Here is a 13,912-nt window from a genome sequence, read left to right as displayed (position 1 = left end):
TAGTAATAGCTCGGAGCGTATGATGAAACGACCGCTGGAACTCTGGGGAGGCATGGAATGCACCATCGCGAGAGTTGGTGACGATTATCGCGACCAAAGCCTGGAGACCGGTCATCACGATCGAATCGCGGATCTCGACCGCATTGCCGAACTCGGGATCCGCACGCTGCGCTACCCGGTGCTCTGGGAGAAGATTTCTCCCGAGAGCCCGGACCGTGCGGACTTCTCCTGGCACGATGAGCGTCTGAGGCATCTTCGGAAGCTCGGCATCCGTGCCATTGCCGGCCTGTGCCATCATGGCAGCGGCCCGCACTACACCCACATGCTCGATCCGGCCTGGCCGGAGCTTCTGGCGCGCCATGCCGCCAACGTGGCGGAGCGCTATCCGCATCTCGATCTCTACACCCCCGTCAACGAGCCGCTCACGACGGCGCGGTTCTCGGGCCTTTACGGGCATTGGTATCCGCACGGCACGACCTACGAGTCCTTTCTCAAGATCCTCGTCAACGAGTGCAAGGCGACCGTCCTGTCCATGCGAGCCATCCGCAGGGTTCGGCCCGATGCGCAGCTCGTGCAGACGGACGACATGGGCAAGACCTTCTCGACGCCGGCGCTCGCCTATCAGGCTGAGCACGAGAACCAGCGTCGCTTCCTGAGCTTCGACCTTCTTTGCGGCATGGTCGATCGGGATCATCCCTGGTGGAACATCCTCCTGGATCACGGCGTCGCTCAGGCCGATCTTGAACTCCTTCTCGAGGCGGATGCCGCGCCCGACATCATCGGCATCAATCATTACCTGACCAGCGAGCGCTACCTCGACGAGCGCATGGCCCGCTATCCCGAGCATCATTGGGGCGGCAACGGACGGCATCGATATGCGGATGCGGAGGCTGTCCGCATGCCTCTCCCGTCCGTTGATCTTGGGCCGGCTGCCCGCCTGCGGGAGGTGTGGGAACGCTACAAGCGCCCCATCGCCGTGACAGAAGCGCATCACGGCAGCTCCCGTGACGATCAGCTGCGCTGGCTCATGGAAGTCTGGAATGACGTCAATGCGTTGCGCGATGAAGGCGCGGATATACGGGCCGTGACCGTCTGGTCTCTTTACGGCGCCGTCGATTGGAACAGCCTGCTGACCCGTCGCAACGACTTCTACGAGCCGGGCCCCTTCGACGTGCGCGCTCCCGAGCCGCGCCGGACGGCGCTTGCACACGCGGCGGAGGCGCTTGCCAAGACCGGCACCTTCGATCATCCGGTGCTCGACCGTGCCGGCTGGTGGAAGCGCGACATCCGTTTCTACAAGCGTCCGGCGAGGCAATCGAGATCCTGCTGGCTCGCCGATGCTCCAAGGCAGCTCCTGATCACGGGCGCCACGGGAACGCTTGGTCGCGCCTATTCCCGCCTGTGCGATTTCCGCGGGCTCAATCACGTGCTGCTCTCGCGCCAGGACATGGACATCGCCGATCCGAAGAGCGTCGCCGAGGCTCTCGCGTGCCATCGTCCCTGGGCGGTGATCAACACGGCCGGCTACGTGCGCGTGGTGGAGGCGGAAAACGACAGGCAGGCCTGCTTCCGGGAGAACGCCACCGGAGCGGAGGTGCTGGCCAAGGCCTGTGCCGATCTCGACATTCCCCTCGTCACCTTCTCGTCCGACCTCGTGTTCGACGGGGCGTTGGATCGACCTCACGTGGAGAGCGACGAGGTCAATCCCACGACCGTCTATGGCGAGAGCAAAGCCGAGGCGGAACGCCGGGTTCTGGTGGCGCACGACAAAGCGCTCGTCCTGCGCACCAGTGCCTTCTTCGGCCCATGGGATCGCTACAACTTCGTCTGGTCGATCCTGAATGCTCTCAGCAAGGGCGAGGGCGTGAAGGCAAGCGTCGACATGGTGTCACCTACTTATGTCCCCGACCTCGTGAACACATCGCTCGATCTGCTGATCGATGGCGGCACGGGCATCTGGCACATGGCCAATATCGGCGAGACCTCCTGGCGTGATCTCGCCGCCATGGCGGCGGAGCGCGCGGGCTTCGATCCGGAACTCGTGACGGATGCGGGCGATCTCCCGGCCCTCAACACGGCCCTGTACACGGAACGTGGCGTCCTCATGCCGCGCCTCGACAGTGCCCTCGACCGGTTCTTCTTCGACAGTGAAGTGGAATGGTCCGACGATGCGATGAAGGTGGCTGCCGAATAGGCTCTCCGCACAGGCAACAAGCGAAAGGCGGCCAGAGCGATCTGGCCGCCTTTTTCATGTGTCCTGATATGAGACACGCTACGCCGCAGCCTCCGCTGCCCGGACGGCTTCCTCCAGGCGCGCGGCCCGGGACTCCACGGCCAGCTCCACGAGAGCATCCGTCAGCACCGTCGCGGTCGGATCGGCCAGCGGCTCGTCCCGGAGCAGCCGCAGGGTCGATGCCACCAGGCGGCCGCGGCCGTAGGAGCGTTCGACGCCGAGAGCGACCGGCTTGTGGATCCAGCCGACCACGAGGCCTGAGAACACACGAGCCTGGAAGTCGAGCAGGTTGCAGTTCGCGATCACGAAGTCCGGCAGCACCCGATCCATCGTTTCATCGAGCAGCGGGCCCGACGGGAAGCGGGCGAAATGGCCCGCGCGCCGCAGCCAGCCGAACGACGACGCCCAGTCGCCGGACCAGAGGGTGCCGGCGCGGGCCTGCACCTTCACGGCCTGCCAGTGCGGGAAGAACGGATAGAGGGTCATGTCCTCTTCCGGCAGGAGCAGGAGCTTGGCACCCGCCCGTACGTGATCGGCAATCGCCTTGTTGTGGGTGCGCGACACGATCAATGTCGATTCCTCGAAGGCGCGGGCGATGCTGTAGCCAAGGGCTCGGAAGCGCTCGCGGATATCCTCGTCCGGCGACCACACCAGCTCGCGGGCATGAACCGGCCGCGTCCGCTTGGGATGGATGGCGATGTCGTGGTGGTTATGCGCGACGACGCGTCCATCGGACGTGCGCAGGTCGAGGCTGATGCGCCGCAGGGACGGTTCGTCCATTTCCGGCAAGCGGATCTCGATGTTGCCGAGATCGAGCACGTCCGGCGCCTCAAGGCGCGGCAGGTCGATCACCTGGGTCTCGCCGCAGAGGGAGATCTCCAGCTTGCAATCCTCTAGAACCGGGCCGGCCCCGTGAGCGATGGCGAGGCCCAGGGCAACCGTCTCGCCCGCCCAGTAGGATGCGCGCTCCCATTTTGGCACGATCACCGTGTCCGAATTGACGATGTGAAACAGCTCGTGGAACACGCGCGGGTTCCGGCGCATGTCGAGCAGACCGTTGGATTCCCAATGGCAGTCGTGCAATTCGGTGATGACGTAGCCGGCGAGGTTCGGCTTCCGGCGCATGGCCTCGATCTCGTATTTCAAGGCTCGGAACTGCTGCCATTGGGCCGCGATGACGAATCGGCGCAGATCGCCGAAGACACGGTCGAGGCTCCAGTCCGAGAACCGGTTCTCGACGCCGTGGGCATACATCACGCCCTCGCCCCAGTCGTGCCCGGTCTCGAACCACCAGGGCTCTTCGCCCTTGGTGTCGCGCAGGTCCTTCGGATAGGGCAGGCCCCAATTGCCGAACTCGGAGCACATCAGCGGCTCGCGTCCGGTGATGACCGCGTCGCCGTGAGGCGAGTAGAGCCATGAGGCGCGGCTCGAGAGTTCGTCGACGAACTGGTCCCATGCCCCGCGATGATCGGGATAGGCGGCGTAGAAGTGATAATCCGCGATGTCGGATTCCACGTGGAAGCTCGGGGCGAGCGGCGAGTTGTCGACCACGAGGCGCGTCGGATCGTAGGCCTTCAGCCAGGCGAAGGTGCGCTTGAGCCAGTCGCGGTGATCCGCGTCGTTGACGAGGTCGACGCCCCAGTTCTCGTTGATGATCGTCCAGATCACGATGGAAGGATGGTTGCCGTCGCGATCGACGATGCCCTTCAGGAGCTTCTCCTTGCGGCCGCGGGAGCGGTCCGTGGCCATGCCGCCGTTCGGCAGCTCGGTCCAGATGAGCATTCCCATCCGGTCCGCCACTTCATAGTAGCGCGGGTCGGCCGCCTTGATGTGGCAGCGCAGGCAGTTGAGGCCGAGTTCCTTGGCCTTGCGGAACTGATCTTCCAGGAACTCCACCGACGGCACGGTGCAGATCGTGTCCGGATAGTAGTCCTGGTCGAGGGCGGAGCGCAGGTAGAGCGGCTCGCCGTTGAGATAGAATTTGCCGTTGCGCGTCTCGATGGAACGGAAGCCGAAATTGTCCGCGATCTCGTCCTTCACCTCGCCGTTGCGGATGAATGCGAGGCGGATGCGGTAGAGGTTGGGATGGTCGGGCGACCAGGCGCGCACGTCATCGAGGGTGAACTCGAACGGCATGGAGGTGACGCCCACCTGCGTCTCGTGCATCTCGTTGAGCACGACATCGCCCGAGGGGTCCGTGACTTCGATGCGGATCTGGGTTGCGTCCGTGAGGGGGCGCGCGAAGAACACGCCGGAGCTCACCCGTCCCGTTGTCAGGTTGGGAACGAGGCGGACGCGGTTCATATGGTCGGGAATGCGGCGCTCGAAATAAACCGATTGCCAGATGCCCGAGAGAGGCCCGTACCAGCTCTGCTTGCCGAACGGGATTTCGGCGAAGGGCGAATCCGGGAACTCGGCCGGGTTGTCGGTCGGGCTGTCGACGCGGACCTTGATCTCGTTTGCGCCGGGCTTGAGATAAGCCGTCACATCGAACGAGAAGGGCAGGAATCCACCCTCGTTATGGCCGACCACCTCGCCGTTGATGAAGACCTTGGTGTTGTGGAAGACGGCGCCGAAGCGAATCCAGACGCTGTCGTGCAGCCAAGCTTCGTCGATCTCGATCGTCCTGCGATAGATGCCGATGCCGGCACGCATGCGCAGGTCTGAGAACTGCGCCTGCCACGGACTGGGCACGGTGATCTGGCGAACCTCGGCCGGGCCCGACAGACGGTCGTCGGCCACATGCAAAAATTCCCAAGTCCCGTCCAGATTGATCCGATTGTCCTGCATGACGTCTCCTTGAATCAGAGATTACCCAAGGGTTTCGAAAACGGCGAAAACATGGCTGAATGCGAGTGGCTGCGGAGACGTGTCCCGCCTGCGACATCGCGTGTCACCGAACCCTTTTCGACCCATCGCCCCCTCGTCTCTGACCGTGGTAGGTGGCCCGTCTCGAACAACGGAGAAATGCTTCATTGGATCCAGGGACCGGAGCGGCCCAGACGCTTCGACCCGCCAGGCCGGATAGGAACCGGCTCTTCCATCTGGCGTTGCCCTGACAATGCCGAGCCTCGCTGCTCGCCCGACACCCTGTATTTCGAAGAGGCTACAGATGGCTCAACAGATTCCTGACGATCGCGCCCGACAGGGAGGATCAGGCCGCCCGGTTCTGGGCGTTCTGATCGGTTCGCTCCTGCTCCTCGCCGTTGCCGTTTCCGGTTATCTCATCTGGGCGGGCTCCACGTCGCCCGACGATCCGGGCACCGATGCGGCTCGCGCCAACGTGACGGGCTCGACGACCGGCTCGTCCAACGCCAATCCCACCAACCGGATCACGCCCGCCAATCCGGCCTATCCGGCTCCTGAAGCGCGGCCCACGGCCAACGAAGCGCCGAAGCCATAAGCGGTTTTCCCTACGGAAGCCGGGAGAGGACGATCGTCTCTCCCGGCTTTTTTGTTGCGCTTCGTCGGTGAGGCGGCGACTTTTCGCCGTAATGATTCGCAAAGAACCGGCCCGCCGACGCATCGTGCTGCGAAGATGTGCCGGTCTTTTCGCCTGCGCGGGCCTTCGGTTCGCACGGGACGATGCACTCATGAGAATGCGACGGGGTTGGACTGAATGACGAGTATTGGCATGAAGGGGCTCTTCCGGGCCGCCGTGATCGTGTTGAGCATGGCAGCGGCCGGCGCGTCCTATGCGCAGCAGGCTCAGACCTCTCCCAATGCCCAGCCTCAGGCACAAGCGCCGGCCGCGCCTCAGCCTCAGGCGGCGCCGGCTCCCGCGCCGGTTTCGGCCGAGACGAAGGCGGCCCGCGCCAAGCTCGACGGCTTCAAGGCGGATCTCGAGCAGAAGGAGGCGGCGGTCCAGGGCCGGGTCATGGCTGACGCGGATCTGCAGAACATCCGCCAGCAGCTCGAACCGATCATCGCCGAGATCCGCGCGGTCATCGACGATCAGGCTCCGAAGCTCGATGCCAGCAAGCAGCGCCTGAGCCAGCTCGGCCCCAAGCCCGAGAAGGGACAGCCGGAGGAGAGCGCCGACGTCGCCAGGGATCGCGCGGAGCGCGAGGCCGCCGTGGCGGAGCTCGACGAGACCCAGCGGCTCGGGCGCGCCCTGCTGGTCCAGGCGGAGCAGCTGAGCACCCAGATCGGCGACCTGCGCCGGGCGGGCTTCACCCGCGCCCTGTTCGAGCAGAGCGACGGCCTCATCAGCCCAAGCCTCTGGATGAACGTGATCCAGGCCGTGCCGCGCGAGCTGCGGTCGCTGGGGATCGTCATGAGCGATGCCCTGGAGCAGCTCCAGCGCGCCACCTCGCTCGGCGTCCTGCTCCTCATGGGGCTGTCCATCGGCGTGGCGATCGCCCTTTATGCCGGGCGGCGCTCCATCGCGCCGCGTCTGGTCAGGCGCGATCCCGCCATCACCGATCCCGCGCGCCGCAGCCGCCTCCTGGCCGCCGTCGGGGTTCTGATCCTCGGTGCGGGCCCGGCCATCGCGGGCAGCTGGATCGTCTGGGTGGCTTTCGATTCCGTCGATATCGTCCCGTCGCGGATCGAGCAGGTCGGCAAGGCCATCCTGAGCGGCCTGGCCTTCATCGCCTTCGTGCGCGCCCTGATCGATGCGATCCTGGCGCCGGACCATACCTCTTGGCGGCTGATCCCGGTCCGGGACGCCTCCGCCACGCGGATCATGAGCTTCTCCGTCACCCTGGCCACCGTCATGGTCGTCGGCAAGGTGATCGAATCCTTCAACACGGCCATCGCGGCCGCCCTGCCCATCACCGTCATGACCCGGGCGGTCTTCGCGCTGGCGTGGGCTCTCGTCTTCGCCGAACTCCTGCGACGCTTCGCAGCCCGCGAGAACCAGGACGAGGCCTGCCTCGGTCCTTACGTCTCGCAGGAGGTCGACATCGGCGGACCTCTGCGCAGCCTCGGCTGGTTCCTCGCGGCGCTCATCCTCGGCAGCGTGATCGGCGGCTATGTGGCGCTGGCCTCCTTCCTGGTCGATCAGGCGGCCTGGATTTCCATCGTGGTCGCGCTGGTGGGGCTCTGCGTTGCCCTCGCCGACGAGTTCATCGGCGGCTCCCTGCGCGGGCAGACGAGGCTTGCCACCACGCTCCAGGCCAATACGGGCCTGCGCCGCCGCTCCCTGGAGCAGATCGGCGTTATCGGCAGCGGCTTTGCGCGGCTCGCCCTCATCGTCATCGGCTTCCTGCTGGTGCTGGCCCCGTGGGGCATCGAATCCGCCGACGTGACCGGCTCGCTGAGAGCCATGTTCTTCGGGTTCAGCGTCGGCGACGTCACGATCTCCCTGTCGTCGATCCTGATCGCGGCCGCGCTGTTCGCCGCGGGCTTCGCGGTCACGCGCATGGTCCAGCGCTGGCTCAACAACACCTTCCTGCCGGCGACGGACCTCGATGCGGGCCTGCGCAACTCGATCAGCACGGCGGCGGGCTATGTGGGCATCATCATCGCGGGCGTGCTCGCCTTCACCTATCTCGGCCTCAGCCTGGAGCGCGTGACCATCGTGGCCGGCGCGCTCTCGGTCGGTATCGGTTTCGGCCTGCAATCCATCGTCAACAACTTCATCTCGGGCCTGATCCTGCTCTGGGAGCGCCCGATCCGCGTGGGCGACCTCGTGGTCGTGGGCGACGGCGAGGGTTACGTGCGCCGGATCAACGTGCGCTCCACGGAGATCCAGGCCTTCGACCGCTCGATGATCATCGTGCCGAATTCGAACCTGATTTCCGGCATCGTGCGCAACCGCGTGCGCAACGATCGCGTGGGGCGCGTGCTCGTCTCGGTCCCGGTTCCCCGCGCCTCGGATCCCGACCAGGTCGCGGAGATCATGCGCAAGGCGGCCCTCGCCCACCGCGAGATCATGAGCGAGCCTGCGCCCCGGGTGCTGTTCAAGAAGGTGACGGAAAACACCATCGATTTCGATCTCGTCTGCTTCGTGGACGATATCGACTCGGCGGGCCGCGTCTCGAGCGACATCTATTTCGACATTTTCCGCGGCCTGCGGAAGGCGGGCATCGGCGTTCCCGCGCCGGCGCCCAAGCCGGACGAGGAGCCGCAGGACAAGGCCTCGAAGACGGATGATAAAGAGGACGAAACCTTAACCCTTCTCAAGGATAAGACGCCCGCATGAAGCGTCTCATCCCGTTGATCCTCCCCGTCCTCGCCCTGGCCGCCTGCCAGAGCGAGAAGCCCGCCCAGCGCAGCCAGATTCCGAGCTTCTACGTCTCCATGGCAAGCGCCGATGCCCGGGTGGATGCCGCCATGGCGCGAGACATGATCGGCGCCTATCGCGGCAACAACGGCCTGCGGCCCCTGACCCTCGATCCCGACCTGCAGGCCGCCGCCCAGGCGGAGGCCGATGCCATGGCCCGGGCCGACAAGCCGAGCTCGGCGGAAACCTTCAAGGCCCGCTTGGTCTCCAGAGGGTTCGCGGCGCCGGCCGCCAACATCTCGGCCGGCTATCACACCCTGGCCGAGGCGTTCTCCGGCTGGCGCGAAAGCCCGCAGCACAACCGGGTCCTCCTCGATTCCAAGGCGACCCGGATCGGGATCGCGACGGCCTATGCGCCGAATTCCAAGTACAAGGTCTATTGGGTTCTGGCGGTCGCCGCCGACAGGCGCTGACCACATGCCGCGCCCCGGAGCGGGGCTGTTCCGGAACCTAACCTATGTGAACGCGCTTTAGCTTGAGGAACTCTCAAGCTCAACGAGTACGCGTTTCGTCAGATGCCGGATTTCGATCCCAAACTGGGCAAGCAGCTCCCTCCGCCACCGGCTTTGGGGAGCGAGCAGGAGGTCGGACCCGGCCAAGGCACCACGCTGGCGAAGGAGGCCGCCACCGCGGCGGCGCATCATCCCGAAACCCCGCATTCCCCCGAGGTGGCTCCGAGCATCCTGCGCGAGCTGTTCCTGCTTTTTCGCGACATGCTCCGGAAAGGGAAGGGCTGGCCCATGCTCCGTCTCGGAGCGGCCATCCTCGTCATCCTCGTCGGCAACATGTTCGGGCAGGTGCGGCTCAACCAATGGAACGGCGCCTTCTTCGATGCGGTCGAGAAGCGCGACACCTCCGCGTTCTTCCATCAGCTACTCGTCTTCATGGTCATCGTCGGCGTGCTCCTCGCCCTCGTGGTGGCGCAGACCTGGCTGCAGGAGCGCCTGAAGATTCGGCTCAGGCAGCGCCTGACCCAGGTGCTGCTCGACATCTGGCTCAAGCCCAACCGCGCCTACCAGATGGGCTTCATGGGCGAGAACGGCGCCCAGCCGGACCAGCGGATGCAGGAGGATTGCCGCCTCTTCTCCGAACTCTCCACGGAGCTCGGCGTCGGCATGCTCCAGGCCTTCCTGCTCCTCGTGAGCTTCATCGGCGTCCTGTGGGCCCTGTCCGGTCCCGTCAGCTTCACCCTGGGCGGGCGCGAGATCACGGTCTCCGGCTACATGGTCTGGGTTGCCGTCGGTTATGCGGGGATCGGCTCCGGCCTTACCTGGCTCGTCGGCCGCCCGATGATCCGGCTGAACACCCTCCGCTATGCCCGCGAGGCCGAGCTGCGCTTCGCGCTCGTGCGGGTGAACGAAAGCGCCGAGAGCGTCGCCCTCTACAACGGAGAGCCGGACGAGCGTCGGAACCTCGATGAATTCGTCGAGGCCGTCCTCAAGGCCTCCCGCCGGCTCTCCGGCGGCCTCGCTCGCTTGACGTGGATCACCTCCGGCTACGGCTGGCTCGCCATCGTGGTGCCGATCCTGGCCGCCGCGCCGGATTACTTTGCGGGACGCCTGTCCTTCGGCGAGATGATGATGGTGGTCGGTGCCTTCAATCAGGTGCAGTCGGCCCTGCGCTATTTCGTCGACAACTTCCCGAAGATCGCCGACTGGCGCTCCGCGGTCCTGCGCGTCGCCACGTTCCGGCAGGCCGCCATCGACCTCGACGAGGTCGCGGCCGAGAGCCGCAAGATCGAGACTGGCCCCCATCCCAAGGGCTGGCTCAGCTTCGAAGGCGTATCGATCGCGCTCAACGACGGCAGCATCCTCATCGAGGATGCGACGGCCGAAATCCAGCCGGGCGAGCGGGTGCTGATCATGGGCGAGTCGGGCGCCGGCAAGAGCACGCTGTTCCGCGCCATTTCCGGCCTCTGGCCCTGGGGATCGGGCAGGATCCGCATCCCCAAGCCCGAGGAGATGATGTTCCTGCCGCAGCGGCCCTATCTGCCCTTGGGAACCTTGCGGGCGGCCATCAGCTATCCGGCCTCGCCCGAGACCTTCGCCGATGCCGACGTGCGGAAAGCGCTGGAACGCTGCGGCCTGGGCGATTTTCTGGAGATGCTCGACAAGCATGAGCGCTGGGACCGCAGCCTGTCGCTTGGCCAGCAGCAGCGGGTGGCCTTTGCCCGGGTGCTGCTGCACCGTCCTAAATGGGTGTTCATGGACGAGGCGACATCCGCCCTCGACGAGGAGAACCAGGCCTCCATGCTGGGGCTGTTCGAGAACGAGCTGAAGGGCGCGAGCGTCCTGTCGATCGGCCATCGCCCCGGCCTCGAAGAGTTTCACACCCGTACCCTTCATATCCGCAAGACCAGGGAAGGGGCCATTCTCCTGGCCCGGCCCCGGTCGCGGCAGAACGGGGACAAGCCATCGAAGCTCGGGCCGAAATGGATCGGGCGCTTCCGCCGGAGCCTCAAGCCGGCACGGAGCCGCGCATGACGGAGCGGAACCGGTCCGAAGCATCCCGTCTTTTCAAGCAGAGGGAATTGCGTAACCCTTGATCGGAGGCGAAGCGCCGGTCGTCACGTATCGCAGGTAGATTTCCATGCGGCTGATCAGGTTGTATATCCGCGTTCTGGGCCAGCTCGGATCCGATATGAGGATCGGCGCCCTGCTGGCCCTTGCCAACATCGCGCTTGCGATCTCGGCCTTCGCGGAGCCCATCCTGTTCGGGCGCATCATCGACGTGCTCACCCGGGCGCAGATCCCGAATTCACCGCCTGTGACCTTCGGCGTTCTCACGCCCCTCATCCTCGCCTGGGTGGCGTTCGGGCTCTTCTCCATCGGGGCGGGCGCGCTCGTGGCGCTCCATGCGGACCGCCTTGCCCATCGCCGCAGGCTGGCCGTGGTGGCGAATTATTTCGAGCATGTGCTCGAACTGCCGCTCGCCTTCCATACCTCGACCCATTCGGGCCGCGTGCTGAAGGTCATGCTGGAAGGTTCGGGCGCCATGTCGTGGCTCTGGCTCGGCTTCTTCCGCGAGCATCTGTCAGCCATTATCGCCCTCGTCGTCCTGCTTCCGCTCACCGTGTTCCTGAACTGGCGCCTGGGGCTTCTTCTCGTCGCGCTCGTGGCGGTGTTCGCCCTGCTCACCGCCATCGTGCTGCGTAAGACGGAAACCCTGCAGGGCTCCGTGGAGCGCTATCATTCGAGCCTTGCCGAACATGCTTCCGATGCGCTCGGCAACGTGCCGGTGATCCAGTCGTTCACGCGCGTCGAGGCCGAGAGCCGCTCGTTGCGCACCATCATCCAGCAACTGCTCCAGGCGCAGAACCCGGTGCTGTCCTGGTGGGCCCTGGCCTCCGTCGCATCGCGCGCCTCGGCGACGATCACGGTCACGGCGATCTTCCTCATGGGCACCTGGCTGCACCTGAACGGGCTTGCCACCATCGGCGAGGTCGTCATGTTCATGAGCATGGCCACCATGCTGATCGGCCGGTTGGAGCAGGCGGTGAGCTTCATCAACCAGCTCTTCATGCAGGGGCCGAAGCTGCAGGAATTCTTCGAGATTCTGGACACAGCACCCGTCGTCCATGATCGCGCCAACGCCAGGCATGTGGAGCGCTACAAAGGCGATGTGGTCTTCGACAATGTGAGCTTTTCCTACGACGGCAAGCGCGCTGCCGTGCAGGATGTGTCCTTTGCCGTGCAGTCCGGCGAGAACGTGGCGCTGGTCGGTGCCACGGGCTCCGGCAAGTCGACCACCCTGGGCCTCCTTCATCGCGCCTTCGATCCGCAATCGGGCTGCATCCGCATCGACGATCTCGACATTCGTGACGTCACCCTCTCGTCCTTGCGGCGCAACATCGGCGTGGTGTTCCAGGAGCCGATGCTGTTCGCCCGCACCATCCGCGAGAACCTGCAGGTCGGACGGCCCGACGCCACCGACGCGGAGATGATCGAAGCGCTGGAAAGGGCCCAGGCCATCGAGTTCATCTCGCGCCAGTCTGAAGGCCTCGACACGATCATCGGCGAACGCGGACGCTCCCTCTCCGGCGGCGAGCGCCAGCGCCTGTCGATCGCCCGCGCGCTCCTGAAGAACCCGCCGATCCTCATCCTCGACGAGGCGACAAGCGCGCTCGACGCCGCGACAGAGCGCAAGCTTCAGCTCGCCCTGGACGAGGTGATGAAGGGACGCACGACCTTCGTCATCGCCCACCGTCTCGCCACCATTCGCAATGCCAACCGCATTCTCGTGTTCGATCAGGGACGCGTGATCGAGACCGGCACCTTCGACGATCTCGTGGCGAAGGGCGGCCGCTTCGCGGAGCTTGCGAAAGCGCAGTTCATGGCCGCCGAGGAGCCTCCGCCGAAGCGGGTGAGGGTTTCCGCACACGCATGAATCAGGTCTTCGATCCTCGCACAACGGGCGTTCGCCATCCGGTCAACGGCGTGACTCTTCATGCCATCGAAGCTGGGCCCAAGGACGGACCTCTCGTCATCCTGCTTCACGGCTTTCCCGAGTTCTGGTGGGGATGGCGCTATCAGATCGGCCCTCTGGCGGAGGCGGGCTTTCGGGTGCTCGTGCCCGATCAGCGCGGGTACAATCTCAGCGACAAGCCCCAGGGTCGGCGCGCCTACGATCTCGACAGACTGGCGAAGGATGTCGTGGGTCTGGCGGATGCGCTCGGTCGCGAGAGGTTTTCCGTCGTCGGACACGACTGGGGCGGGCTCGTCGCCTGGTGGACCGCCTCCCGCTATCCGGACCGCGTGGAAAAACTCGTCGTGCTCAACGCCCCCCATCCGGCCGTTGCCGGATCCTATATGCGCTCGCATCCGAGCCAGATGCTGCGAAGCCTCTATGTGGGGTTCTTCCAGATCCCGCGACTGCCCGAAGCCATGCTCTCGGCCAACGGTTATCGCAGCCTCAGGGACGCGCTTCGACGCACGAGCCGCCGAGACACGTTTTCGGACGAGGATATCGCCCAGTACGAGACAGCCTGGTCGCAGCCCGGCGCAATCACGACCATGCTGAACTGGTACCGGGCGCTGCCGTTCAAGACCAACATGAAGGATCCGACCGTGCGCGCGCCGACGCTCGTCATCTGGGGAACACGCGACCGGTTTCTGGAGAGAGGTTTAGCGGAAGCGAGCCTTGCCCTTTGCAAGACAGGCAGTATTCGCTGGATCGAGACCGCCACCCATTGGGTCCAGCACGAGGAGCCGGAGGCCGTGAATGCCGCGATGGTGGGGTTTTTGGAAGCCTGATCGACTGACCGCACACTCACCCTCCACGTCATCACCGGCCTTGTGCCGGTGATCTCGTTTCTGTAGAGCGCGGCGCTTCAAAGAAGCGGGATGGCCGGCACAAGGCCGGCCATGACGTGAGAGGGTCCTGCAACGCACCCCGCCCTCATCCTTACAAGCCAGCCTGTCAGGATGAGGGCTCAGGTAAGCGACCGTTCT

At 65.3% G+C, this 13,912-nt stretch carries 8 protein-coding genes; 7 read left to right on the top strand and 1 reads right to left on the bottom strand.

Features of this window, described 5'->3' with window-relative positions; translation table 11 throughout:
- Positions 1 to 22: 22 nt before the first annotated feature.
- Positions 23 to 2,194 (top strand): family 1 glycosylhydrolase, encoded by a 2,172-nt coding sequence (locus tag AB4097_RS00525; RefSeq protein ID WP_442036172.1) that lies wholly within the window; start codon positions 23 to 25, stop codon positions 2,192 to 2,194.
- A 78-nt stretch (positions 2,195 to 2,272) separates the two neighbouring features.
- Here the strand turns inward: AB4097_RS00525 and AB4097_RS00520 are convergent, their stop codons facing one another.
- Complete coding sequence (locus AB4097_RS00520; RefSeq protein ID WP_442036170.1) at positions 2,273 to 5,023, bottom strand: glycoside hydrolase family 2 protein; 2,751 nt, start codon at positions 5,021 to 5,023, stop codon at positions 2,273 to 2,275.
- Positions 5,024 to 5,345: 322 nt separating this feature from the next.
- On the opposite strand from AB4097_RS00520, the gene AB4097_RS00515 reads away from it, so the two are divergent.
- From AB4097_RS00515 to AB4097_RS00490, 6 genes are all read left to right on the top strand, one after another.
- A complete protein-coding gene (locus AB4097_RS00515) occupies positions 5,346 to 5,636 on the top strand; it encodes a hypothetical protein (protein WP_442036168.1) in 291 nt (96 codons plus the stop codon).
- 231 nt (positions 5,637 to 5,867) lie between these two features.
- Entirely contained in the window at positions 5,868 to 8,381 is a 2,514-nt protein-coding gene (locus tag AB4097_RS00510) for a DUF3772 domain-containing protein (RefSeq protein WP_442036166.1), read from the top strand.
- Positions 8,378 to 8,875 (top strand): CAP domain-containing protein, encoded by a 498-nt coding sequence (locus tag AB4097_RS00505; protein ID WP_442036164.1) that lies wholly within the window; start codon positions 8,378 to 8,380, stop codon positions 8,873 to 8,875. The genes AB4097_RS00510 and AB4097_RS00505 overlap by 4 nt, the downstream gene beginning before the upstream one ends.
- 102 nt (positions 8,876 to 8,977) lie before the next feature.
- Positions 8,978 to 10,945 (top strand): ABC transporter ATP-binding protein/permease, encoded by a 1,968-nt coding sequence (locus AB4097_RS00500; RefSeq protein ID WP_442036162.1) that lies wholly within the window; start codon positions 8,978 to 8,980, stop codon positions 10,943 to 10,945.
- 106 nt (positions 10,946 to 11,051) lie between these two features.
- A complete protein-coding gene (locus AB4097_RS00495) occupies positions 11,052 to 12,848 on the top strand; it encodes a glucan ABC transporter ATP-binding protein/ permease (RefSeq protein WP_442036160.1) in 1,797 nt (598 codons plus the stop codon).
- Entirely contained in the window at positions 12,845 to 13,714 is an 870-nt protein-coding gene (locus AB4097_RS00490) for an alpha/beta fold hydrolase (protein ID WP_442036158.1), read from the top strand. The genes AB4097_RS00495 and AB4097_RS00490 overlap by 4 nt, the downstream gene beginning before the upstream one ends.
- The last annotated feature ends 198 nt before the right edge of the window (positions 13,715 to 13,912 follow it).

The organism is Microvirga sp. 2MCAF35 (genome assembly GCF_052115545.1).
In the GTDB taxonomy this organism is placed as follows: domain Bacteria; phylum Pseudomonadota; class Alphaproteobacteria; order Rhizobiales; family Beijerinckiaceae; genus Microvirga.
The sequence above is the reverse complement of the archived record's forward strand: the minus strand, read 5'-3'. Positions and strand labels throughout refer to the sequence as shown.

Bases quoted from the DNA above. Each gene is read 5' to 3' on its own strand.
- AB4097_RS00510 (WP_442036166.1), top strand. From the start codon at position 5,868: ATGAAGGGGCTCTTCCGGGCCGCCGTGATCGTGTTGAGCATGGCAGCG.
- AB4097_RS00505 (WP_442036164.1), top strand. From the start codon at position 8,378: ATGAAGCGTCTCATCCCGTTGATCCTCCCCGTCCTCGCCCTGGCCGCC.
- AB4097_RS00500 (WP_442036162.1), top strand. From the start codon at position 8,978: ATGCCGGATTTCGATCCCAAACTGGGCAAGCAGCTCCCTCCGCCACCG.
- AB4097_RS00525 (WP_442036172.1), top strand. From the start codon at position 23: ATGAAACGACCGCTGGAACTCTGGGGAGGCATGGAATGCACCATCGCG.
- AB4097_RS00490 (WP_442036158.1), top strand. From the start codon at position 12,845: ATGAATCAGGTCTTCGATCCTCGCACAACGGGCGTTCGCCATCCGGTC.
- AB4097_RS00515 (WP_442036168.1), top strand. From the start codon at position 5,346: ATGGCTCAACAGATTCCTGACGATCGCGCCCGACAGGGAGGATCAGGC.
- AB4097_RS00495 (WP_442036160.1), top strand. From the start codon at position 11,052: ATGCGGCTGATCAGGTTGTATATCCGCGTTCTGGGCCAGCTCGGATCC.
- AB4097_RS00520 (WP_442036170.1), bottom strand. From the start codon at position 5,023: ATGCAGGACAATCGGATCAATCTGGACGGGACTTGGGAATTTTTGCAT.